Here is a 21,231-nt window from a genome sequence, read left to right on the forward strand (position 1 = left end):
TGGGATACCATAGGCGGGCACCGCCCCCGCCGATGGGGAAGCGGTCATTGCGCCATTGCGCTGGTCTGGGCGCGCCATTCGTAGCGGCCGTCGCCTTCCTCATCGGTCCAGAGCGGGACCGCTCGGCCGATGACGGAACTTGCGGGGATGGGTCCGAAATAGCGGCCGTCCAGGCTGCCGCGGACCTCCCAATTCATGAGGAAGATTTCGCCGGGGACGATGACGCGGCATCCCTGCCAGACGGGCAGATCGCGGCCGATCCGGTCGCGGTCGAGCGCGTCGCCCATCTCGATCCCGTCCACCGTGATCGTGGATTGCAAGCGGCAAACCCGCTGTCCCGGTAGTCCGAGGACACGCTTCAGGAGCGGCACGCCGCGCCCGACATAGCCGCGTTCGACCATGAATCGCTCCAGCGGTTCCGGCGGCATGACGGCGACCAGCTCCGGCACGTTGAGCGCGTCGGCCGGTTCGACGGTGTAGAAACCGATGGGCGCGCTGGCGGTGGCGTTCCAGATCAGTTTCGTCGGAACATCGACGACGCTGGCGGCAGTGAGACCTGTGACGGCCAACGCCGTTACCACGAGGATGCGGGGGCGCGTCATGGGTCGATCCTCTGGCGGCCGAGCCAGGCGGCGTGTCGCTCGGGCGTATAGGCGTGCGGCTCCAGACCGGCAGTCAGACGGTTGTGGACGTGCCGCCAGTGCTCCGGCGATATGTCGGCGGGATCGAGGCCGAGCGCTTCCACGGCGTCGATGACGGCAAGCGCGCGCTGCACCTTCGCCCAGCCATCGAGACGCAACAGGATGTCGCCGCCGGGGCGGACGAAGGGCAGCGTCTGGAACGGCTCGCCGCGGCCGATGGCGCGCAGGATGTCGATGCGGGAAATGATCGTGCCATGCTCGCCGGACGCCCATCGCACGAAGGCGAAGATGCTACCGGGCGCGAAGCCGACGATGCTGCGGCGGCGATCGAGGATCTGTTCGTAGCTCTTGCGGCCGAAACGTATCCAGTGCTCGACCTTGCGCTTCTGGAAGGTCAGTTCGACCAATGTGGTGAAAGGCGCGGGTCCGTCCGGCAGCAGACGGCCGTGCAAGCGGCGGGCTGCGTTGTCGGTCATATCGGATCTCCTTCGGAGGCGGGAAATTCGCGGGCGAGCAGGTCTCGCAGCATGTCGGTGACGGTGATGCCTCGCCGGAAGGCGGCGACCTTGATGCGCCCGCGCAGCTCGGGCGTGATGTCGATCGTCAGGCGGGCGGTGAACGCCTCGCCAGCAGCCTTGCTGGCGGACGGCGTGTCGGCAGCCTTGATCCAGCTATCGGGATTGCCCGGCCGGGACGCGAAGCTGGGCTTGTGGGTGCGTCCGGTCATGTTGTGATCCTCCCCACGCCGAGACGGTCGATCTCGGCGGCGAGCGCTGCGATCTCGCGCGCGGCCGGGCTGTCGGCGTCGATCTCGGATGCGAGCCGACCGGACTGCGCAGCGTCGGCGAAGACGACGCGCTGGCCGATGGTGGTGGCGAGCAAGGGCGGATCGTGGTCGGCCAGCGTCTCGGCCGTCTCGCGGGCGATGACGGTGCGGGCGCCGCAACGGTTGAGCACCAAACGCGCGGCCAGTTCGGGCCGGTAGATGCGCGCTTTCCTGAGAAGCGCCAGCATCTCGGCCGAGGCCCAGCCGTCGAAGGGGGATGGCTGCACCGGGATCAGCACCAGGTCGGCGGCGAGGAGCGCCGAGCGCATCAGAGCGGCGACACGCGGCGGCCCGTCGATGACGACATGATCGGCGTTGCGGGCCAGCTCCGGGGCTTCGCGGTGCAGCGTATCGCGAGCCAGGCCGATGACGGTGAACAGCCTCGGCAGTCCCTCATGGCCGCGCCGCTGCGACCAGTCGAGGGCCGAGCCTTGCGGATCGGCGTCGATCAGGGTGACGCGCTGTCCCTGAGCTGCCCAGGCTCCGGCGAGATGCAGCGCCAGCGTGGTCTTGCCGACGCCACCCTTCTGGTTGAGGAGTGCGACGATCATGGCGCACCTCGCCGGGTAGCACCGGCACCATGGCTCGCCTGCGCGCGCGTCAAAGAAGAGAAGTTAGATTCTCTGTTAGAGTCTTCTATAGAGTCCGGGGTGCGATTTGCGCCTAATGTCCCGATACTGCGTGCGCCTAATGTCCCGATAGGATTCACAGGGGTTTCCACAGGCACTGTGGATAGATTTTCGGGCAGGAAACGCAGCAGTTCGCGCCCGTCTTCCCATTCGCTCTGGAGCAGGTAGCCGGGCAGAGATTGACGTGCCGCGATCCTGCGCAGGTCGAGCGCAAAGTCGGACGGCCGCGCCGCACTGCCGGATTTCTGGTGAAGGTGGGAAACCTCGAACGCCCAGCCCTCGGGCTGGCGTCCGGCGTGCTTGCGGGCGACGCGATACAGCCAGCGCTCGATCCCGCCCGTCAGCCGGAAATAGGCCGGGTCGATGGTCAGCACCAGCGAACGGTCGATGACGCTGTTGTAGAACCATTCGGGCAGGACGAACTCCATGCCCTCGACGCGGCCGGCGCGCGTCGTCATTTCCTCCCATTCGTTGATCCACGAGAACTGACGCCGCCGCCAGTGCTTGCCGTTGCGGATGGTCGTGGCGATGACGGTGGATTGCAGGCGGGCGAGCGCGGCCTTGAGCAGCAGATAGTCGCGATTGCCCGTAGCCCGCCCGATCGAGCGCAGAAGCTGATAGGGCATGAAGCGGAAGAAACGCGACGTAGGGATGCCGTTGTTCTCGGCCGCGACGATTTGCGAAGCGGCCCAGATCAGCACATCGGCATCCCAGATCGTCGCCATGCCATGTTCGGGCATGGCCAACACCTGCACCTCGACATCGGCGGCCCGGTAAAGGATCGGCGTGGTGCGGGGCCGCTTCGCCAGCGAGAAGAACGGCCGCTCCATCAAATCGCGCTGATCGCGTGGGCTCGCATCGCCAGTTGCGACCACGAAAGGATCGAGGCGGCTGCGCTCGCTGTCGTTCTCGGCCCGCGCGGGAATATGATCGTTGTCGCGCAGCATTCAGCACTCGTCCCGCTCTTCGGGGGTGAGCGGGCGCGCGGCGAAGACGGTGCCGGCGCTTGTGTCGCTGGTGGATTTGCGCGTGCCGATGGCGCTCCAGGCTTCCAGATCGCGCAGGGTATAGAGGACACGGCCGCCGATCTTTCGATAGAGCGGGCCGGTTCCGTAGGTGCGGTGTTTTTCAAGGGTGCGGATCGAAATGCCGAGGAAGCGTGCGGCTTCCTGTGTGCGCAGAAGGCGCGGCGGCAGGTCCGCATTGCGGCGGTTCGCCATGGATTCCCTCCGGTTCGTCAGTGGATGGCGCTGCCGATGACGGCGGCGCGCTATGGCGAACCATGGCGAGGGACCGGCGGCCTGTAGCGTGCCGCATTTGCGCACCCGCGCTGGCGGCACCCCCCTCCGGGGCGGGATCAGGCTGAAAAGATGGAGAGATTCAGCGTGTCAGTGGCGCGCGCGCCAATTCGGCGAAGACAATCCCGTGCGGGTCGGGTAAGACTGAACGCGGAGCAGACGCGCTGCTCTGGGGCTTAGTAACCCCTCACGAATGGCTGGTGCTGGCCATGACGGCACCACACTCCTTGACCTTATGGTCGGGGAGCCCGTGGCGCATGTCCAGGGCTGCCCGCCTAAAGGCCACGGGGCCGTTTCGTGACGGTTACTAACTCCCCGATCACCAGGTCAGAGGGGCCAATTGCGGGGGCGCACCGCAAGCCACGGCTCTTCCGGGTAGAAGGGGAACGACGATGCAAATGCCCGTCGAACTCGATCCCGATGTGGACGATGAAGCGCCAGCGGGAAACGACATCACACCCTACGACGAAGCGCATTTCGTGACCTATCTGCGGCTGCTCGACGCGAAGGCGGAAGGCGCGGACTGGAAGGAAGTGGCCGAGATCGTGTTGCACCGCGATCCGGTCGGCGACGAGTTCAGGACACGCCGATGCTGGCAAAGCCATCTCGAACGTGCGCAATGGCTTTCGCGTGAGGGTTACAAGCGGATACTGGAACAGGCTGCTGCCAACAAGGCGTGAAAAGGCGAATTGTGGCCGCTACGCGGACCTGAAAATCTTGCGCGGTTTGCATGTCATGTGTGAGACATACCTAACGGCGTAGGCGATTAAGCGGGTGAGAAGAAAACGTATGGCACAGGCAGGTATCGAGGTCTTCCGGGACCTGACTATTGGTTCAGATCATGTCCCACTCGGTGACATCCGTGCATCGCTGCTCAGCGTCGAGACCCGAGAGTGGGATCACAATGAAGAGCAGGAAGCCAACCTCAAAGATCACGCTGTCGGTATGCGTCAGGAAGATATCCTCGTATTTGAATATACTGGCCACACCCTTCCAAAGTCGACATTGACGCTCTGGCAGCGCGGGGAAACATACACGGTTACGAATATCGTACCCGCCGATGTCGGAGAATTGGGCGTCAAGCTCTATAATGATCTTCTTATCTGTTTTGTGGCCGAGGTTGTCGACAAGGCCAGCGTTCGAGATCAGCTCACGCTTTCGCTAACCGACGATGTTCGCAGTCTGGATACCTGGACGAGTGCCGAAGCCGCCGATTCCCTGCGCCGGTTCTCCGCCTTGGCCAACAAGAGCACAACGAACTCTCACCCCAATGACCGCGAACGTTGGGAGAGGTTTGTGATCGAAGCACATCGCAACGGCGATAACCTGCCCGTTGATATCCTTATGCAATGGTTGATCGAAGTCGATGGTTGGGACGAGACTTCGGCCAACAAGCTTGCCATAGAATTCGAGCAGGGAATTTCTCTTCTTGGAGCATATGATACGATCTTGAGAGGGTAAGCACGTTGGCCTACGCCTCTCTACAAGCGATTGCACAGGTAAATGTGCCTGTCCTGCTTCCAGATACCTGCATTCTTCTGGATCTATTGCGCTCGCCGCGTCGCGAGAACGTGGATGGAAACGCGATGCTCGCGGGCAAGGCTATCCGAGATGGCGTCGTTGAAAACGAAGCCATTGGATGCGTGGTTGCGGAGCAAGTACGCAACGAGCTCAACGACAATCTCCCGGCAGTCCGCGAGGACACAAACACGGCTCTACGGAAACTGCGGGACGAGATTGTGCGGATCGACAAATGGTCAGAAGCTCTTGGGCAGCCCAGCCAAACCCAGATCAGTCACTTTCTTACGCGTGTTCCCATCGCTGAAGCTGTCATGGCCGATATTCTGGGCGCGGCACTAACTCATGATACTACCCCCGATTTGACGTACCGGGCCATTGCCCGCATGACGCAAAAACGAACCCCGGCGAAGCCAGGTAAAGACTCATCGAAGGACTGCATCGTGGTCGAGAGCTACCTGGAGGTGGCAGGAAATCTGCGAAATTTAGGGCATACCGCTGATATCGTCTTTGCGTCTTCAAACACTAAAGAGTTCGTGTCTAGTACCACGAGCGTTTTGAACGCGGATATCGCGGCCGAGTTTGCCGCCGTTGGTATGCGGTACAGTCGTGCTCTTCACGAGACGCGACATCTTCTAGGGTTGCCGATAGCGCGGTAGAGAAGCGCAACTGACAAGACCAAAGCAGCAAGAAAATTCAACTTGGTTAAACCTTGATCGGATAGTGCAGCAGGAGCCGGTAGCCGCCGCGCATCATCCTGATGCCATGGGCGACGAGGCGACGCGCCTTGTTCTTGCTCGGATCGCTCTCGAAATCCTCCTTTGCGCCCCGAAAGCCAAGCAGGACTTCGGCAATGGTGCGGTAGCTCTCGCCGCGCAGCCGGGCATCGAGCGCGCGCAGGGACAGGATATGCCATTGCCGGAGCTGGGCGGGCATGTTGCGGAAGTCGGGGCCAGGTGTTCGGCCCTTGAGGGATCGCCAGAAGCGCCGCGCCGCGTGGGCGCGAAGCTCCATGAAGTCGTCCAGAGGCAGTTCGACGGCGTAGAACGCCGCCGCATCCGGCACGGATTCGGATAGCCAGAATTGATGTTCGATACCATCCGCCTGCCAGATACCGTGCCAGCCATCGGCAGCGCGACGCAGGTCGAGGCCGTCGAGATGGGCGAGAACGACGGTCGAATGGCTTGCCGTCGCATCCGGCTCGGCCGGCACGAGTTTGACGGCTTGGGGCTGAAACCGGGGCGACCAGAACAGCGGATCGCGGTCAGGCGCGGCGTCGGGATCGTGCGGGAAATCGCAAGCCCCAGCGTCGGGCGAAGGCTTCCAGCTCGGTCGCATCCGGGCGTTTCGCGCGGACGAGAAGCCGGAAATCCTCTCGGTAGTCGTCATTGCGACGCAGATACTCCCAGGCGAATCCGGCGGCGGGAATCTTTCGCGTGTGCGTGTAGGCCGCCGGCGCCCGCCAATCGATCTTCAGCATGGCGCACCCTCCCTTTACTCACGGGTGCTTGGGGAGACACCCGGACCAAGGAGTTTCGGGCACGACCTATGCGGGAAATAGTCTGTATGATCTGAAATGTTGTTCGTATATCCAGAACACTTATAGTTATTTTCTTCTTAACAGTGTTTGCGTGATTTTGCGAGCCGGGCGCAGCCCGGCGAGCGCGGCCATGTTCTCGGGCACGGCCGCAACGCCGATCCGCGACACCGGATCGGCGGAAAATTTGTGAACCCTGAAAGCCTGAAAAGCGCAAAGCCGCGCAACCGGGTTTCCGGCTGCGCGGCTCTGCTGATTAGGCGGCCTTCTCCAGCAAGGTCTTGGCCTTCGCCTCCAGTTCAAGGCGACTGTCCTGATGCGCCTTGCTGCGGGCATGGGCCGTCATGCCCTGCACGAAATCGAAGATGCTTTCGGGTGGGCGGCCTTCCTCCTGCAACACGGTTTCGATGATCTTGCCGGTCTCGGCCTTGCTGAACCCGCGCTTGCGCAGGAAGGTTTGCCGGTCCTCGTCGGTGCGGGCGACGATCCGCTCCCGCGCCGCCCTGATCCCGGCCACGAATGGCGCGGGCGAGGAATTGGCGAAGCTGGTCAAAGCCGGGGCCGCTTCATGGGCGAAACGCTGCGCGGCAAACTTGCTGTGCCGGATGCTGATTTCCTCGAACCCTTCCACGCCCCAAAGGTTGCGGTTCATGCAAACCGCCCGGAGATAGAAGGAAGCGATGCCGAGGGTCTTCGATCCGACTTCGCTGTTCCAGCAATAGAACCCCCGAAAATAAAGGTCGGGGTCGCCGTTCGGCAGGCGTCCGGCCTCGATTGGGTGCGTATCGTCCACCAGAAACAGGAAAACGTCGCGGTCGCTGGCGTAAAGCGTGGTCGTGTCCTTGGTCACGTCCACGAATGGATTGTGCGTCATGGTCGCCCAATCCAGAACGCCCGGCACCTTCCACATGGTATCGCCGACGCCATTGCCCGCGATCTTCATGACGGCGGCGACAAGGTCATGGTCCCAGATGCGCCCGTAGTCCGGGCCGGTCACGGCGCGAAGCTCAACGCGCCCGTCCTCGGTTTCCAGCGTCTTCACCAATTCGCCGCGATGGTTGACAAGGCCATGTTGCAGATTGATGCCCGCCAGCGGTGCGGGAAGGTCGCGCAGGTAGCGGGCGGGTGCGCCGACAAGGCTGCAAAGCTGGCCGAAACTCCAATGCGTCGGGGCGACAGGCTGCTCCTGTCCGGGGACGATCAGCGAAAGCCGCTCCGCATCGTCGCGGCTGGCTTCCACGCGCACGGCGCGGCTCTCCACGGTGCGGGCCTTGGCGCGATCCGCGCGGGACTTCACGGCGTCGTAAAGCTCGGTCAGCGACAGATAGCGTTCATCATCCGGGCGCGAGAACCATTCCGACGAAACCCGGCCGATATTCTCGCCGCGCGAAATGTCCACGCGGAAGCCCTTGGAAACGGGCTGCTGGTGATGGTTCAGGGTCATGGTGTTCATGGTCTTTCCTTTCATGGGCTTGGGTTGGAGCGCAGCGCTGCGCTGCAACCCTGCCCGTCGGCGAGACCGGGGGGTGCAAGGTGCAAGGGCGGACGGGCGGAGGGGGATCACCCGGCCTGCACAAGCGAATCGAAGTGATGACGAAGATGCGCAGCATGTATCCGCGCGGAAGGTCGGGGATACCGCCCGGCCGCCCTTGTGCCGCGCCAGGGGGCAGCGCCCCCAAGCATCCGGCCCGACCAAAGCGAAGCGGCGGCCGGGGGATAAGATCTGATCGGGATACGCAAAGCCTGAAAACCGGAAAGCTGCCTATCCCGATCTCCTTGTTCCTTGAGAGACGGCGGCCATGAGCAAAAAAGAAGCCCCGCTCGGATGAGCGGGGCAGTCTGGGGCTTCGGTCTCAGTCGCCGTTGCGGCGGGACCAGATGAGGTTGTGGGACTTTCCGTCCTCGGCTTCGACCAGGCTGGCGTAGATCGGTGCCGGGAAGCTCGGATCGTCCAGCTTGACGCTGAGGTATTCGCGCTGCGTCTCGCGGGCGATCTTCTTCCAGGCCGCACCGAACTCGGTGGCTCCGGCGAAGATGCGGAAGTCGGGGCCGCGCTCGCTGTCGCTCTCGGTGGCGGTGAACTTGGCCTTGACGTTGAGGGTCAGGGTCTTGACCGCGCCGGTGAAGCCCGCGCCGTTCTCGTTCTTGGTGAAGGTGCCGATGGTCGCCATTGTCGTATTCCTTTTTCCTGTCGGGCCGCACCATTGCGACCTCGATGGCGGTCGTGAGACCGGAGACGGTCGGCCCCGCACCCCTTGGGGCTGGAACATCGTGGAAGGCGGCCGGCGACAGCTTTTTTGTTTCGCGCTGCAAAGCCAAAGGCGGCGGAAAAAAGCTGGCGACGGACGTTGCGGGAAGACGAGCGAGGCGAAGCCGGTCTTCGGTCAGACCTTGCCAAATCGAGGACGCGAATGGAGCGCCCATAACAGGAAATCGCGTGGAATACGGCAATGGCGGCCGTCCTGTGCCTCGCCGGAATCGGGGACTCTACGCGGGTTTATTGGCTGCGGTTTTCCCTGATCCGACCGGCAAGGCCAATTCGCGCTGTCGCCAGCGTGGGCCTGCGGGTGTGGTCTCGTCTGACCTTCGCCGATGCTGTCGTGTCCGGTTTGGCCGAAAGATCGCTTGCGGGGCGTTGCGCCATGCTCGGCCAGGTGGATGGTCTGGGCTTTCCCGGCGCTGATCCGCCTGCCGTTTGGAGTGGATGGAAAGCCGAACCTCATGGGCCTGCCGCAACGGCGACCGTGATCGACATCGCGGATTGCTCCCGTTTATCCGGGTGGAACTGCCGCGAATTGGCCGCCGCCGCCCGCTTGCGTTAGGGATTGAAGCCGAATGGCGGAAACGCGCCATAGGCGTGGTTCCGGCGTAGCCGAAAGCCCGGCCCGAAGGGCAACGCCCGAGTCTTCCCTTCCTCCTGCCGTATTGACATTGTGGATACGCGCACTCATATTGCGATCATGACCAAAGCTCGTATCGCCCCTTCGGAATCTGCCCGTTCTGCGACCACCGCGGTTGCAGGTCGTGCCTCTACGGCTGACACCAAGGGCAGCATCAATCTGCGGATCGAGACCGGCACGCGCCAGCTTATCGACGATGCGGCGGCTGTGCTCGGCAAGACACGCACCGAGTTCATGGTGGAAAGCGCCCGGCGGCAAGCGGTCGACGTGCTGCTCGACCAGCGCCTGTTCACGCTCGACCCTGAGCGCTACGACGCCTTCATGCAGGCGCTCGACAATCCGCCCGCGCCGGGGCCGAAGCTCAAGGCCCTGCTGCGCCGGACCCCGGCATGGCAGAAATAGACGACACGCCCGACCATCCCGAATTGCCACTGTCTGCTCCAGTTCCTCTGACGGCAGAGCATGACCTTTCGGCATTCGACTGCGGTGAGCCCGCGTTGAACGACTGGCTGCGCCACCGCGCCTTGAAGAACGAAAGCCGGTTTTCGCGCACCTATGTCGTGTGCGTGGGCAATCAGGTCGTCGGTTACTTTTGCATTTCGGCCGGGTCAGTCGAACGTGGTGCGGCTCCCGGAAAGGTGCGGCGCAACGCGCCCGACCAGATTCCGGTCTCGGTCGTCGGCCGGCTGGCCGTTGACCTCGACCACGCCGGAAAGGGTCTCGGCGCGGACCTTTTGGCGGACGCGCTGCGCCGGATTGCGCTGGCTTCGCAAAGCATTGGTATCGGGGCCGTGATGGTCCAGGCGAAGGATGAAGCGGCCAAACGCTTCTATCTGCGCTGTGCCGAGTTCGTCGAATACCCCGAAGACAGCCGGACGCTGTTCCTGCCTATCGAAACCGTGGTCGCGGCTTTTAGCTAAAGTTTGGGAGAAACGCGATGGGTGAAGCCAAGCGAAAGAAGCAAGAACGGGCTGCCTGGCCGGATTCTGATCGCTACAACGGCACGATAGATCTCCACGTTCTGCCGCCTGCGATGGAGATTGACGGGGCACGCATTCGCGAACTGACAGGTGATGATACAATACCGGACACGACGCAGGTCATATTGCGCGCGTTCAGAGCAGTGGTTGGTGAGCGGACCTTCCATGTCGGATTCTGCCTCGGTGACGGAGAATCCTTCAGTGCTGTTGGTATCGCCGTCATCGAAAGACTGTCGATGGAAGCGCCGGGAGCCGCACTTCACATTGTGCCTATCGTTCACGATGACATCGCATGGGACATCGTGATGCGGCATCTGCGCAGCTTCACGGGGCAGGTATTATTGTTCACCTTCCCGAATTCAGATGTTTACGATGCGGGCACCGCTGAAGTTTCCTACTCGAAACATATCCGTCAGTTCGATCCAAGCGGCGCTTTGCTTGGCCGATTGACCGAAGCGCAGCGGCGCAAGATACGCGAACAAAAAGCTGCGATGCTCAATCGACCGCCGCCGCCCAGATTCTATCCAGCATCCGGTGTCACGCAGGAAGACTCGCCATGGATATTCCGGGTTGGAACTCCTGCCGGAAAAGTCATCAGAACCGCCGTTTGGGATGGCCGTCGCAACTATGCGCATGAACTCCCTGAAAACATCGTGCGATGGGTTGGCGGCGACAGGATCGCCATCGTGCAGGTGGACAGTCCTGTTGGGGTCAATCGGCGGTCTTCACTCGACTTGACGCACAAGCTCGCCAAAGATTTCGATGGTGTCATTCACTGGGCGCGGGATACGGACACGTTTCAGTCGATTCTCAAGTCGTTTATCCGCCTCGATCTGGACTCGGTGAGTCCACCGGAGCTTCCTGCCGGTTGGGAGCCTGAAATCGTGATCTTCGCGGCAAACGGGGACCACGCGTGAAAAAAGCTGAATGCGAACAGGCTGTCCGGCATTTGTGCCATCAATGGCGGAAAGAATGTGGCTTTTCGTCCGCTCCGGCAGACCAGTTGAGCTTCGGCAGCTTCCTGTCATGGGTCCAGCAGAATTATTCATCTTACCTTGATTTCCGCACCACCACCTCCGTCTCTTATGACATGGAGATGTGGTTTGACGATGAATTCAAACAGAACTGGCGAAGGTAGGATCAGCATCGCGCGACACGGCTAACCCGAGGGCTGGCCGACACCAGCCGCCAGGCGCATCCATGCCGCGATGCCGACGCATCCGCCCCCGACGATGCAGAAGATTTGCCGCCAGATTTCGGACGGCACGGCTTCCTTGGTGATGCCATGGACCAGCGCATAGCCCGCGACGGCGGCGGGCGCGGCGAAGACAAGCGCCACGATCAGGCGGATGACGGGGGTGCGGATCGTCTCGAACAGCACCGCCAGGATGCCAAAGGCGACGCCGGCCGAGAACAGCCCGACCAGTCCCGCGCCGATCAGGCCGGAGCCGGTCTGGTAGGCGAATTGCGCGGCGGCCAGCCCGACGAAAAAGGGCAGCGCGTAGATGGCGAGCGTATAGGCGAGAACGCAGAGAAGCGCGATCAACGCAACGCTCATGAACATGACGGCGACCATGATCTTGTTCCTTTGACTTTGCAGCACCGCCTTTCGCGCAGTCGTCAACACCGTCGCTGCGCATCTTTATGGTGCCGTTATCGTTCCGATCTGTCGAGGTCATCCGGCCGCGCGGGGAAGCCGCGCGGCCGCGATTTTTGGGGGTGGAAGACCGGGACCGCTTGCGCGATCCCGACCTGCCTTTCATTCCGCTGCGACGGGGAAAGCCTCATCCTCCGTAGCCTCGGCGCTCTCGGCCTCCGGCATGTCCCCGGTGGCGGGGGCTTCCTGCCGCTCGTCGGCCAGCCATGCGGGCCGTCCGGTACGCAGCACGGGCGGCAGCCAACCGGTTCCGGCCAGAAGCTGCTCGGCGGCTTCCGCCATTTCCGGCTTCTTCCTGTCCGCGATCTGGTCCGCCGCCTCGTCGCCAAGGGCGTCACGCACGGCGGCGAGGATTTGCGCCTTGGTGACGCGCCCGAGATAGGCCCGAACCGTGGGCGTCCAGTGCGCCGTCATGTCGAGCGCCACCGCCGTCGCCAGCCTGTCTGCGGTGGCGAGGGCATGGCGCTTGTGGGTTTCCCACGGCTGCTTGACGGCATTGACGGTCAGCGAAGCGCAATGGGCGAACAGGGCCATGACGCTGGCATGGTCCAGTCCGGCGATGAAGCCCCAAAGCTCCGCCACGTCGCGCGGCATGTCCGCCGCCCATCCGGCATGGCGATCCTCCAACGCCTTCGCCGCCGCCGTGTCCTCGATCCCGTCCGCGTGGCTGGCGAGGTAGCTGCTCGTCGGGCGAATTTCGAGGCAATGGGCATCCCCGCCGCCGCGATAGAAGGTCTGTGCGGCGAGCGCATGGGTGACGGCGATCAAGGCCATGTCCGGCTGCTCGCCAAGGGCGAGACGCAGGGCAAGGGTGCGATGCGCGGTCAGGTCGCGAACGAGCGCGTCCGACAGCGGCTTGCCGTCTTCCTCCGCGTCCTCGTCCTCCGGCCCGTGGTCGGAAACGGGATGGCCGTCACAATCATGTTCGTCGCCGTCCACGATTTCGCCATCACCATTGACGCGCACCCCGTCGATAACGGTGCTGCCATCCTCCGCTTCGGGTTCCTCCGGTTCCGGGGCTTCGTCTTCGGGCCGGATGAACCCGCGCTCGATGCGGGCTTCTCCGTCATGGTTCAGAACCACGAACACGCCACCGCGCGCGATCTCGTCGGCTTCATAGGCATGACGCTTGCCGTCGATCCGCTCGATCTCGGCTTCAAGCTCCGCGAAACGCTGATCCACTTCCGGCGGCAGGTCCACGTCCGCGTCCTCCCATTCCGCCGACAGACGTTCAAGTTCCTCCTGCGCGGCGTCGTAGGCGGTTTCGTCTTCCTCCGAAAGCTCCACCGGCTGCGGATAGCTGCGGCGCAGGCCGTGGGCGTGGGGCCAGTCGATATGGGCCGAAACCCATTTCCATCCCTCGGCCTCCTGCACCTGCGCCGCGATGCCTTCCAGCTTGTCGAGGGCCAGTCGGTCGAGCAACGCGGCATCCTCGTAGAAGCCGCCGCGATCCTCGGTGAACAGGTCGCGGATGATGGTGCCGCCCGCCTCCGAATAGGCTTCCGCCCCGACAAGGATTGCGCGCCGGTCGGTTGCCGCCACGTTGCTCGCCGTCAGGTCGCGGCGAATGATCCACGGCTCGCGGTTGTAGGACAGGTGTTCGTAAACCTGTTCCTGTCGGGCATGGTCCTCGGTGATGGCGAAGGCCATCAACTGATCCAACGTCAGATCGCCGTCACGATAGACCTGCATCAGCTTGGGGCTGACCGCGCCGAGGCGAAGCCGCTGCTTCACCACATGGGCGGTGACGCCGAAGCGGGCGGCGATTTCCTCCGCGCCCCATCCGCGCATTTCGGCAAGCTCGCGGAAGCGCTCGAACTGGTCGGCGGGGTGCAGGTCTTCGCGGGTCACGTTCTCGTCAAGGCTGATCTCGGCAGGGTCGTTCGCCGTGTCGATGACGCAGCGGATCGGCTCGGTCCGCTTGATCTCCTTGCGCTTGGCGCGCAGCAACTGCGCCAGCCTGCGGCCTTCGCCGACACTCACCAGATAGCAGCCGGTCGGCTCGCCCTCCGCGTCAAGTTCCGGCTCCACCACCAGATTTTGCAGGATGCCCTTGGCGGCGATGCTCGCCGCCTTCGCCTCGATGGACGCTTCGCTGTGCGGGGTCTTCCGAGCGTTCTGTGGGTGCCTCTTGAGCTTGGTGAGCGGGATGAAAACCGTTTCGCCATGTTCGGGAACGGTCGGGGTCTGTGTCTTGGTCGTCATGGTCTTTCCTTTCATGGGCTTGGGTTGGAGCGCAGCGCTGCGCTGCAACCCTGCCCGTCGGCGAGACCGGGGGGTGCAAGGTGCAAGGGCGGACGGGCGGAGGGGGATCACCCGGCCTGCACAAGCGGATCGACATCATGACGAAGGTGTGCAGCATGTATCCGCGCGGAAGGCTGGGGATACCGCCCGGCCGCCCTTGTGCCGCGCCAGGGGGCAGCGCCCCCAAGCAATCGGCCTTGCTTCTCTTTTGCTTAGTCATGCAGAATTCGGTGTCGTGGAATAGAGACAAACCGCCTATGATTGATCCTGTGAGCAGGCTGAGGGTTTTCCTCTGGAGCAATGAAGTATTTATAGTAATGTTGCCAGGGGGGCATCGTGATCGAAGAAATCCGAATTGCAAAAGTCGCAACCTACGGCGATGTTCCGCAAATTTTGAATGGCTTGCGGCCAGTCAACTATTTCTTTGGAACCAATGGATCCGGTAAAACAACGATATCACGGATTATCGCAGATCCCGCTTTATACCCAACCTGCACCGTAGCTTGGCGTGACGATCGTATTCTGGAAGCCCTTGTCTACAACCGGGATTTCGTTGCTCAGAACTTTTCGCAGCAATTGCGCGGAATCTTCACTCTTGGCGAAGTCGCGGCTGAGAAGCTGACTGAGATTGAAGTGGCCCGAGCAAAGGTGGAGGAAATTGAAAAGCAGATCTTTACGCTGAAAGGTACGCTGGGCGACCCCTCCGAGGCCAGCGGCAAGCATGGGGATCTCGGCGTATTACGTGACAACTTCGAAGCAGAATGTTGGAAATTAAAAACAGCGCATGACAGAAATTTCCAAGCGGCATTCGCTGGGGTGCGCAATTCTCGCGCTCGATTCTGTGACAAGATTCTGGAGGAAGCCGGAGCAAATCAAGCCGCTGTGCACCCAGTTGATGACTTGAAGGCCCGCGCCGACACCGTTTTTGCAGAAGGCGTTGGTAAATTGCCGACGCTATCGAGCGTCAATGGTGCTGAGGTAATGGCCTTCGAGGAGAGTCCAGTCCTTGCAAAGAAGGTGGTCGGAAAAGAAGATATCGACATCGCCGGCCTTATTCGACGCCTGGGCAATAGCGACTGGGTTCGCGAGGGTCTTAATTTCGCTGAGGGGGCTGGATCGCCGTGCCCCTTCTGTCAGAGAGCGCTTGATGCGGAACTGCTCGAAAAGTTGAACGCTTTCTTTGATGAAGCCTATCTTGCCGACATCGGTGAAATAGCGCGGATAGAAGAGGCATATAGGACGCTTTCGGACGTGCTCCTGAACGAAGTTGATGCCGCGCTGACTTCCGGCAGCCCGCACATTGATGTTGAAGTCCTGCGCCCTTTGGCTGAGCGGCTCCGTTCTCTCGTTGCTCTGAACCAGCGTCATATCGAACGTAAACGGAAGGAAGCTAGCCTGCCGATCACGCTGGAACCTCTCCACGATGCAATTGAAGAAATCGCCGCGCTCATCGAAAGGGCGAATGCTGAAACCACGAAGCACAATGGCTTGGTCGATAATCTAACCGCTGAACGTCGCGCGCTTACGTCCGAGATATGGAAGTGCCTGATAGACGAAAAAAAGGGCATCATTGACTCATACGTCTCTGAAAAGGCAGGGCTCGACAAGGCTATCGCGGGCCTTGCCAGCGGCCTTGAAGGCAAAGCGAAAGAACTAGCCACGGCACAAGGCGTCCTAGCTGAACTGGAGAAAGGCGTAACTAGCGTCCAACCAACTGTTACAGAGATAAACAATACCCTTTCATCATTCGGGTTTACAAGCTTCAAGCTGGCAACAGCCGGCGAGAAGGAACAGTATTACCGAATTGTGCGGGACGATGGCAGTGATGCCCAAGAAACCCTCAGTGAAGGGGAGAAGAGCTTCATCACCTTCTTATATTTCTATCATTTAATCCGAGGCAGTACTACGGCGAGCGGGATAAACATCGACCGCATCGTTGTTTTCGATGATCCAGTATCGAGCTTGGACAGCGATGTCCTCTTTATCGTCAGTTCTCTTATCAAGCGAATTCTGGCTGAAGCCGTGGAAGGTAACGGCCGCATAAAGCAGATCTTCGTGCTGACCCACAATATCTATTTCCATAAAGAAGTGTCGTTTGACCCGAAGCGGCAGAGCACACGGCGCACGCATGAGACGTTTTGGGTCGTGCGAAAAGTTGACGGCGCCACCGTCCTTGACGGCTATGAGGCCAACCCGATCAGAACATCTTATGAACTTCTCTGGGCTGAAGTGAAGAACCCAGATCGTTCAAATTTGACGATTCAGAACGTCCTGCGACGCATCCTAGAACACTATTTCACCATCCTCGGAAACATGGACAAGGACGCGGTCATCGCGAAGTTCGAAGGGCGTGACCAGCAAGTCTGTGCGTCCTTGTTTTCATGGATCAATGACGGCTCACACAATTTTGCAGATGACCTGTATCTCGCAGCAGATGATACGACGGTTGCCCGCTATCTTGCTGTGTTCAAAAAGATATTCGAAGTAACTAGTCATGGCGCCCACTACGCGATGATGATGGGAGGAGAGGCGACAATCGAGGAGCCTAGCCCCGATAATTCACCCGAAATTCGGGGTTCAGAGACGTTGGTTGAGCTCTCCCCGTCCGCCGGTGGAGTTAGCACTGAATGACGGCCGGCGACGATCAGGCAGTGTCTAAACCGCCCCGTGACCGTCATGCTCACGGCCCATGGAGTGATTTGGCGCTACATACCATCGGCTGGCGCGCGTTTCAGGACCTTTGCTCCCAAGTGTGCGAGGTGGTGCTGGAGCGTCCGGTCGAAATCTTTCGCGAAGCGCAGGATGGTGGCCAAGACGCGGTATTCCTCATTCCGGCGAAGCCCGACGCGCCGCCGATTGGAACTGTCCAATGCAAACACACGTCTGAATCCAACAAGGCATTGAAGGTTGGCGATCTCACTGCCGAGATCAACCATGTCGAAGATTTGGTCAAAGCTGGCCAAGCAGACACTTATGTCTTCATGACCAACATGAGCGTAGACGCGCCTGTCGCGGCCGCGATGCGCACCAAACTACGTGCCCTCGGTGTGCGCAAGCCGCATATTCTCGGTCGCCAGTATATTGTTCGAGCCATCAGGAGCAGCGCAAAATTGCGAGCCCTGGTCCCCCAAGTCTATGGATTGGGGGATCTTACATCGATCGTCGATGAGCGGCTTAGCGAGCAGAGCCGAGCGCTGCTCGATAGCTGGATTCCGAAGTTGCGGACCTATGTGCCAACGAAGGCGCATCGTGACGCTGTCAATGCGATCTCCGAACATGGTGTGGTTCTCCTGCTCGGCAACCCATCAAGCGGTAAGTCGGCGATCGGCGCGATTGTATCGACCATTGCCTCGGAAAACCCCAACAACACGGTCCTAGCGCTCACGAGCCCGCGTGATTTCGAGACTGGTTGGAACCCGAATGATCCAGGTCGTTTCTTTTGGATTGATGACGCTTTCGGATCGAACGTGCTGCGCGACGATTACGTTCAGGACTGGGCATCCGCCTTTTCGAAACTGCGGGCAGTGATCAAGCATGGTAATCGCTTTCTCCTGACTTCACGAAAACACATCTACGAAGCAGCACGGCGTCGGCTCGGACAACGCAATCTTGCACAATTCGTCGATGGCAGCGCTGTAGTTGATGTTGGCGATCTAACCTTCGAAGAGAAGTCGCAAATCCTCTATAATCATATCAATTTCGGTGAGCAGAGCCAAAGCTGGCGTTCGAGTGTCAAGCCCCACCTTTCGGCCGTGGCCGCGGTTACAGATTTCTTGCCGGGCATCGCCGAACGGCTGGGCGATCCAAACTTCACAAAGGGCCTCACACCGCGCGAGAGCTCGCTTGTCCGCTTCATGAAAGAGCCACGTGAGCATCTCATTGATACCGTCAACGCCCTAGACGATCAGTTGCAGGCCGCGTTGATCCTCGTTTACGTGCATCAGGCCGGCTTCGATCCGAACGATTATGATCCGTCGGCTGCACAGGCGGTCGCGGAGCTTACCGGCTTTACCCTGACCAAGATTCAGGATTGCTTCGCCGAGTTAGCAGGGTCTTTCCTCAAGCTCTCAGGGTCCAAATGGACCTTTGCACATCCTACGATATCCGATGCGCTGACTGAAATCCTGCGGCAAAAGCCTCATATGATGGCGGCGCTTATTAGAGGCGCGACCATCGATACTATCCTCAGCAGCTTCATATGCGAGAACTCGCCGCATGTTCGAGATGCGCTCGTTATTCCAGCCACACTTGACGACGCCTTAGTCAGCCGGCTCGGTCGCACACCCGACGAATGGCATAGGAATTGGCTGCTATTCCACTTCCTCTCTTACCGCGCCAGCGAAGCGGTATTCACCAAAGCGATACAGCAGTTTCCGGGGTTACTTTGTCGCTCCTGCTGGCAGACGGAACTCGTTGGCAACGATCCCCAGGTTGCTGCCCATGCCCGAGCCCATCGCCTCGGTCTCTTACAGGGTGATTTGCGCTTAGAGACAGCAGACCGTCTCGAATCCGCTGCGCTCACAGACCTTGATCTGTCCTTCTTCGAGGAGGAGGACATGCTCGCACTCATGCCCTTGCTACGTCTCGTCGGCGTAGGCTTGGCGCTACGGACAACCATCTTTCCGTCGCTCGACGACCGCATTGAGGAGATCACCGCGGACGCCGACCTGGACGAAGAGCCTGAAAGCCATTTTGAGAAATTACTTGGCATGTTGGATCGTGTAGAAACGATCGGCGTCGATACCGACACCGCCGACTTGATCGTCGGCGCCCGGAATCAAGTTAAGCGATCTGTTGAAGCGTTGGAGGAGCGGAAACGGGAACGCGATGAAGAAGCCGAAGACGAGACGGACTGGACTCATATCGTGACACAGAAGAAAGAGGAGTCTCCTCCTTCCACCGCCACCACGAACCGCTCAGTTTTCGATGATGTCGATAAGTGAATCTGAGCGCCTGTGCCGTTTGATGCAGTCGTTGTACAGGCGCTTCGCAGGGAAACCGCCTCTTCCAGGGGTGGAGCACCTCCTATGCAATGAGCATCAGACCGCTATCTCCGTTTGGGTGACGGCAGCTTTATTTTGGAGGGTCATGGAGGGCTATAGAGTAAACGTAGTTCTCATCGCTATCCCGCGTGCCCCGCCACTTGCACATTGCAAACCCGAAAACAGGTCCCTCGCGGGGCCTTTTTCTTTATGTGCCAAAGGGGTTTGCAGGGACCATCCGCCCTTCGGAGACTGGCCGACTGCGCGAAATCGGTCTCCGAACGCCCATCGTCTCTTTTCACCCGCCCCTCGCTCCCGGCGAGACGGGTTCAAAACCCCCATAGATTTCAACGAACTGACCGGATCGCATTGCGGCCGTGTTTCGCTGGTTCCGGCTTGTCTCAAAGCCGATGGCGACGCGACACGGGCGGCGTGGTCGTTAGTATGACTTGGGAGTTTTGCGCGAAGTCTCTGATGACAAACGCAGTTTCCACCCCTAGCCTGGCGCAATGTCAAACGGGGCCTGGACAGATCAAGAGAACGACCTGATCGTCGCGGATTACTTCGCGATGCTGGCCGACGACGTCTCTGGTCGTCCCTATAACAAGGCCGAGCATCGGCGCGGGCTTCTGCCGCTGTTGAATGATCGGTCTGAGGGATCGGTCGAGTTCAAGCACCAGAACATCAGCGCCGTGCTGAAGGGGCTGGGTGAGGACTGGATCCCGGGCTACAAGCCTGCCTTCAATTTCCAGATGACGCTGGTGGATGCCGTGGCGCGCTGGCTGGCGCTGAACCCGGCTTGGCTCGGCCGTCATTCGGGTACCGGAGCGCCGACTGGCCTCGCGGAGGCACGGCCGATCTGGATCGGGCCGCCGCCCACGTTGTCGAATCAGCCGCCTCCGCAGGATCTGGAGCAGATGCTGCACATCGCCCGCAAATTCGATGTCGCGGCGAGAGACGAGCGAAACCGCGCCCTCGGCCGTGCCGGTGAGGAGCGCGTCCTAGCGCACGAACGTGCAGCCTTGAAATCAGCGGGCCGCGACGACCTTGCGCGCAAGGTCCGGTGGGTGTCGGAGGAGGATGGCGATGGTGCCGGCTACGATATCGCCAGCTTCGCGACGGATGGCCGCCCGCGCCTGATCGAGGTGAAAACAACGAATGGATGGGAACGCACACCCTTCCACATCAGCCGCAACGAACTGACCGTGGCCGAGGAGCGGCGCTCGGAATGGTCCCTGTTTCGACTCTGGAACTTCGCGCGCGAACCGAAGGCGTTTGAGCTGCACCCGCCGCTGGACGCGCATGTCTCGCTGACCGCGACGTCCTTTCAGGCGAGTTTTCACTAGTTGGGCATACGCGTTTGTTTCAGGAGATACGACGGCTCAGCAAGAACCGACGGCCACGCTCAGCGCGCCATGGCAATCCCTTTCGTCAACTTTGGCCTATCGAATGAAGGACGAAAAGTTGACGGCGATTAGTGGTCCAATTCTTCGCGGAACATGGACGTAAGCAATATGCCCGTTCGCTGCATGTCGCGTGACGTTCTGACGCCGTATGCTCGCCCGTTTACGACGACCTCGTAGAGCACGCTTTCCTCTGGATAGGGCGCTCCCGTTTGGATGACGCGTGCGCCGGCCTCATTCATGTATTTTGTTGCCGTCTCAAAAGAGATCTTTTTAATCCACTCGCAATGGTCACTTTTTAGCGCAAGTGTTTCGATCAGATGTTCAAATACCGTTGCTCGTTGGGCTTTTGCAGAGAAAAGCGATTTTAAAAGACTCATTGTAGCTCCTTAAGCTTGTATTCGCGCATCTTCGTCATCACCGACGTCACGTCAATATTGTCGAAACACGGCAGGTTATTCTGCTCTATTAGTGTTGAAATTGCTGAATTGTTGATTTCCGCTGAGAATTGACCCGGTAGCCTCCCGAATTTCCACTGAGAATTGACCCATGTGAACACGTTGCCCTGACGGATTCGGTCGGGGAGATATGGAGTGATTGACATGGGATTTTTGAG

24 protein-coding genes are annotated in these 21,231 nt (G+C 60.6%); 10 read left to right on the top strand and 14 right to left on the bottom strand.

Annotated elements, in window-relative coordinates:
• Nucleotides 1-44 precede the first annotated feature (44 nt).
• The 6 genes from IT41_RS07435 to IT41_RS07460 are packed head-to-tail and all read right to left on the bottom strand — an operon-like array spanning nucleotide 45 to nucleotide 3,316.
• Nucleotides 45-602, bottom strand: coding sequence for a S26 family signal peptidase (locus tag IT41_RS07435; RefSeq protein ID WP_036739990.1), 558 nt, complete (start codon nucleotides 600-602; stop codon nucleotides 45-47).
• Complete coding sequence (locus IT41_RS07440; RefSeq protein ID WP_036739992.1) at nucleotides 599-1,117, bottom strand: DUF2840 domain-containing protein; 519 nt, start codon at nucleotides 1,115-1,117, stop codon at nucleotides 599-601. Before IT41_RS07440 ends, IT41_RS07435 begins: the two co-directional genes overlap by 4 nt.
• The gene (locus IT41_RS07445; RefSeq protein ID WP_036739993.1) at nucleotides 1,114-1,368 is read right to left on the bottom strand and encodes a hypothetical protein; all 255 of its coding nucleotides are present in this window, start codon (nucleotides 1,366-1,368) and stop codon (nucleotides 1,114-1,116) included. The genes IT41_RS07440 and IT41_RS07445 overlap by 4 nt, the downstream gene beginning before the upstream one ends.
• Entirely contained in the window at nucleotides 1,365-2,018 is a 654-nt protein-coding gene (gene parA / locus IT41_RS07450; RefSeq protein WP_036739995.1) for a ParA family partition ATPase, read from the bottom strand. Before parA ends, IT41_RS07445 begins: the two co-directional genes overlap by 4 nt.
• Nucleotides 2,015-3,043 carry a replication initiator protein A gene (locus IT41_RS07455; RefSeq protein ID WP_036739997.1) on the bottom strand — a complete coding sequence of 343 codons (1,029 nt, stop codon included), beginning with the start codon at nucleotides 3,041-3,043 and terminating at the stop codon, nucleotides 2,015-2,017. The genes parA and IT41_RS07455 overlap by 4 nt, the downstream gene beginning before the upstream one ends.
• Entirely contained in the window at nucleotides 3,044-3,316 is a 273-nt protein-coding gene (locus tag IT41_RS07460) for a helix-turn-helix transcriptional regulator (RefSeq protein ID WP_036176815.1), read from the bottom strand.
• Nucleotides 3,317-3,786: 470 nt separating this feature from the next.
• Between IT41_RS07460 and IT41_RS07465 the strand changes: the two genes are divergently transcribed.
• The 3 genes from IT41_RS07465 to IT41_RS07475 all read left to right on the top strand — a co-directional run bounded on the left by IT41_RS07465 (nucleotide 3,787) and on the right by IT41_RS07475 (nucleotide 5,571).
• The gene (locus tag IT41_RS07465) at nucleotides 3,787-4,074 is read left to right on the top strand and encodes a DNA -binding domain-containing protein (protein ID WP_036739998.1); all 288 of its coding nucleotides are present in this window, start codon (nucleotides 3,787-3,789) and stop codon (nucleotides 4,072-4,074) included.
• A gap of 109 nt (nucleotides 4,075-4,183) precedes the next feature.
• Nucleotides 4,184-4,855: a hypothetical protein gene (locus tag IT41_RS07470; RefSeq protein ID WP_036739999.1), complete on the top strand. Its 672-nt coding sequence runs from the start codon at nucleotides 4,184-4,186 to the stop codon at nucleotides 4,853-4,855.
• A 5-nt stretch (nucleotides 4,856-4,860) separates the two neighbouring features.
• Nucleotides 4,861-5,571, top strand: a complete 711-nt coding sequence (locus tag IT41_RS07475) for a PIN domain-containing protein (protein ID WP_074948015.1) — start codon at nucleotides 4,861-4,863, stop codon at nucleotides 5,569-5,571.
• A 46-nt stretch (nucleotides 5,572-5,617) separates the two neighbouring features.
• On the opposite strand, the gene IT41_RS07480 is transcribed toward IT41_RS07475, so the two are convergent.
• From IT41_RS07480 to IT41_RS07490, 4 genes are all read right to left on the bottom strand, one after another.
• Complete coding sequence (locus tag IT41_RS07480; RefSeq protein WP_081967488.1) at nucleotides 5,618-6,250, bottom strand: DUF2285 domain-containing protein; 633 nt, start codon at nucleotides 6,248-6,250, stop codon at nucleotides 5,618-5,620.
• On the bottom strand, nucleotides 6,177-6,392 hold the full coding sequence (locus tag IT41_RS19830) for a transcriptional regulator domain-containing protein (protein WP_074948014.1): 216 nt from the start codon (nucleotides 6,390-6,392) through the stop codon (nucleotides 6,177-6,179). The genes IT41_RS07480 and IT41_RS19830 overlap by 74 nt, the downstream gene beginning before the upstream one ends.
• Before the next feature lie 313 nt (nucleotides 6,393-6,705).
• Complete coding sequence (locus tag IT41_RS07485) at nucleotides 6,706-7,902, bottom strand: hypothetical protein (RefSeq protein WP_036740062.1); 1,197 nt, start codon at nucleotides 7,900-7,902, stop codon at nucleotides 6,706-6,708.
• 400 nt (nucleotides 7,903-8,302) lie between these two features.
• The gene (locus IT41_RS07490) at nucleotides 8,303-8,620 is read right to left on the bottom strand and encodes a DUF736 domain-containing protein (RefSeq protein ID WP_036740003.1); all 318 of its coding nucleotides are present in this window, start codon (nucleotides 8,618-8,620) and stop codon (nucleotides 8,303-8,305) included.
• Between the two features lie 789 nt (nucleotides 8,621-9,409).
• Here IT41_RS07490 and IT41_RS07495 point away from each other — a divergent pair.
• From IT41_RS07495 to IT41_RS20630, 4 genes are read left to right on the top strand one after another with little or no spacing between them, the layout of a single operon-like run.
• A complete protein-coding gene (locus IT41_RS07495) occupies nucleotides 9,410-9,751 on the top strand; it encodes a type II toxin-antitoxin system TacA family antitoxin (protein ID WP_036740004.1) in 342 nt (113 codons plus the stop codon).
• The gene (locus IT41_RS07500; protein WP_034827191.1) at nucleotides 9,739-10,269 is read left to right on the top strand and encodes a GNAT family N-acetyltransferase; all 531 of its coding nucleotides are present in this window, start codon (nucleotides 9,739-9,741) and stop codon (nucleotides 10,267-10,269) included. The genes IT41_RS07495 and IT41_RS07500 overlap by 13 nt, the downstream gene beginning before the upstream one ends.
• A 17-nt stretch (nucleotides 10,270-10,286) precedes the next feature.
• Complete coding sequence (locus tag IT41_RS07505; protein WP_036740005.1) at nucleotides 10,287-11,246, top strand: hypothetical protein; 960 nt, start codon at nucleotides 10,287-10,289, stop codon at nucleotides 11,244-11,246.
• Nucleotides 11,243-11,467: a hypothetical protein gene (locus IT41_RS20630; protein WP_139221607.1), complete on the top strand. Its 225-nt coding sequence runs from the start codon at nucleotides 11,243-11,245 to the stop codon at nucleotides 11,465-11,467. The genes IT41_RS07505 and IT41_RS20630 overlap by 4 nt, the downstream gene beginning before the upstream one ends.
• 21 nt (nucleotides 11,468-11,488) lie before the next feature.
• Here the strand turns inward: IT41_RS20630 and IT41_RS07510 are convergent, their stop codons facing one another.
• Nucleotides 11,489-11,905, bottom strand: a complete 417-nt coding sequence (locus IT41_RS07510; protein WP_036740006.1) for a hypothetical protein — start codon at nucleotides 11,903-11,905, stop codon at nucleotides 11,489-11,491.
• A 183-nt stretch (nucleotides 11,906-12,088) separates the two neighbouring features.
• On the bottom strand, nucleotides 12,089-14,191 hold the full coding sequence (locus tag IT41_RS07515; protein ID WP_036740063.1) for a ParB/RepB/Spo0J family partition protein: 2,103 nt from the start codon (nucleotides 14,189-14,191) through the stop codon (nucleotides 12,089-12,091).
• 375 nt (nucleotides 14,192-14,566) lie between these two features.
• Between IT41_RS07515 and IT41_RS07520 the strand changes: the two genes are divergently transcribed.
• The 3 genes from IT41_RS07520 (at nucleotide 14,567) to IT41_RS07530 (ending at nucleotide 20,558) form a co-directional block, all read left to right on the top strand.
• Nucleotides 14,567-16,861: an AAA family ATPase gene (locus IT41_RS07520; protein WP_036740007.1), complete on the top strand. Its 2,295-nt coding sequence runs from the start codon at nucleotides 14,567-14,569 to the stop codon at nucleotides 16,859-16,861.
• Nucleotides 16,858-19,173 (top strand): nSTAND3 domain-containing NTPase, encoded by a 2,316-nt coding sequence (locus IT41_RS07525; RefSeq protein ID WP_036740008.1) that lies wholly within the window; start codon nucleotides 16,858-16,860, stop codon nucleotides 19,171-19,173. The genes IT41_RS07520 and IT41_RS07525 overlap by 4 nt, the downstream gene beginning before the upstream one ends.
• A gap of 548 nt (nucleotides 19,174-19,721) precedes the next feature.
• Nucleotides 19,722-20,558, top strand: coding sequence for a protein NO VEIN domain-containing protein (locus tag IT41_RS07530; protein ID WP_036740009.1), 837 nt, complete (start codon nucleotides 19,722-19,724; stop codon nucleotides 20,556-20,558).
• Between the two features lie 128 nt (nucleotides 20,559-20,686).
• On the opposite strand, the gene IT41_RS20635 is transcribed toward IT41_RS07530, so the two are convergent.
• The gene (locus IT41_RS20635) at nucleotides 20,687-20,995 is read right to left on the bottom strand and encodes a hypothetical protein (RefSeq protein ID WP_139221606.1); all 309 of its coding nucleotides are present in this window, start codon (nucleotides 20,993-20,995) and stop codon (nucleotides 20,687-20,689) included.
• Nucleotides 20,992-21,231: hypothetical protein (locus IT41_RS21545; RefSeq protein WP_231564708.1), on the bottom strand; the 240-nt coding region annotated here is incomplete at its 5' end. The genes IT41_RS20635 and IT41_RS21545, both read right to left, overlap by 4 nt.

Origin of the sequence: Paracoccus halophilus, assembly GCF_000763905.1 — a bacterium.
Classification (GTDB): Bacteria; Pseudomonadota; Alphaproteobacteria; order Rhodobacterales; family Rhodobacteraceae; genus Paracoccus; species Paracoccus halophilus.

Coding starts and splice junctions, on each gene's coding strand:
- IT41_RS07435 (WP_036739990.1), bottom strand. CDS start 602: ATGACGCGCCCCCGCATCCTCGTGGTAACGGCGTTGGCCGTCACAGGT.
- IT41_RS07440 (WP_036739992.1), bottom strand. CDS start 1,117: ATGACCGACAACGCAGCCCGCCGCTTGCACGGCCGTCTGCTGCCGGAC.
- IT41_RS07445 (WP_036739993.1), bottom strand. CDS start 1,368: ATGACCGGACGCACCCACAAGCCCAGCTTCGCGTCCCGGCCGGGCAAT.
- parA (WP_036739995.1), bottom strand. CDS start 2,018: ATGATCGTCGCACTCCTCAACCAGAAGGGTGGCGTCGGCAAGACCACG.
- IT41_RS07455 (WP_036739997.1), bottom strand. CDS start 3,043: ATGCTGCGCGACAACGATCATATTCCCGCGCGGGCCGAGAACGACAGC.
- IT41_RS07460 (WP_036176815.1), bottom strand. CDS start 3,316: ATGGCGAACCGCCGCAATGCGGACCTGCCGCCGCGCCTTCTGCGCACA.
- IT41_RS07465 (WP_036739998.1), top strand. CDS start 3,787: ATGCAAATGCCCGTCGAACTCGATCCCGATGTGGACGATGAAGCGCCA.
- IT41_RS07470 (WP_036739999.1), top strand. CDS start 4,184: ATGGCACAGGCAGGTATCGAGGTCTTCCGGGACCTGACTATTGGTTCA.
- IT41_RS07480 (WP_081967488.1), bottom strand. CDS start 6,250: ATGCGACCGAGCTGGAAGCCTTCGCCCGACGCTGGGGCTTGCGATTTC.
- IT41_RS19830 (WP_074948014.1), bottom strand. CDS start 6,392: ATGCTGAAGATCGATTGGCGGGCGCCGGCGGCCTACACGCACACGCGA.
- IT41_RS07485 (WP_036740062.1), bottom strand. CDS start 7,902: ATGAACACCATGACCCTGAACCATCACCAGCAGCCCGTTTCCAAGGGC.
- IT41_RS07490 (WP_036740003.1), bottom strand. CDS start 8,620: ATGGCGACCATCGGCACCTTCACCAAGAACGAGAACGGCGCGGGCTTC.
- IT41_RS07495 (WP_036740004.1), top strand. CDS start 9,410: ATGACCAAAGCTCGTATCGCCCCTTCGGAATCTGCCCGTTCTGCGACC.
- IT41_RS07500 (WP_034827191.1), top strand. CDS start 9,739: ATGGCAGAAATAGACGACACGCCCGACCATCCCGAATTGCCACTGTCT.
- IT41_RS07505 (WP_036740005.1), top strand. CDS start 10,287: ATGGGTGAAGCCAAGCGAAAGAAGCAAGAACGGGCTGCCTGGCCGGAT.
- IT41_RS07510 (WP_036740006.1), bottom strand. CDS start 11,905: ATGGTCGCCGTCATGTTCATGAGCGTTGCGTTGATCGCGCTTCTCTGC.
- IT41_RS07515 (WP_036740063.1), bottom strand. CDS start 14,191: ATGACGACCAAGACACAGACCCCGACCGTTCCCGAACATGGCGAAACG.
- IT41_RS07525 (WP_036740008.1), top strand. CDS start 16,858: ATGACGGCCGGCGACGATCAGGCAGTGTCTAAACCGCCCCGTGACCGT.
- IT41_RS07530 (WP_036740009.1), top strand. CDS start 19,722: ATGTCAAACGGGGCCTGGACAGATCAAGAGAACGACCTGATCGTCGCG.
- IT41_RS20635 (WP_139221606.1), bottom strand. CDS start 20,995: ATGAGTCTTTTAAAATCGCTTTTCTCTGCAAAAGCCCAACGAGCAACG.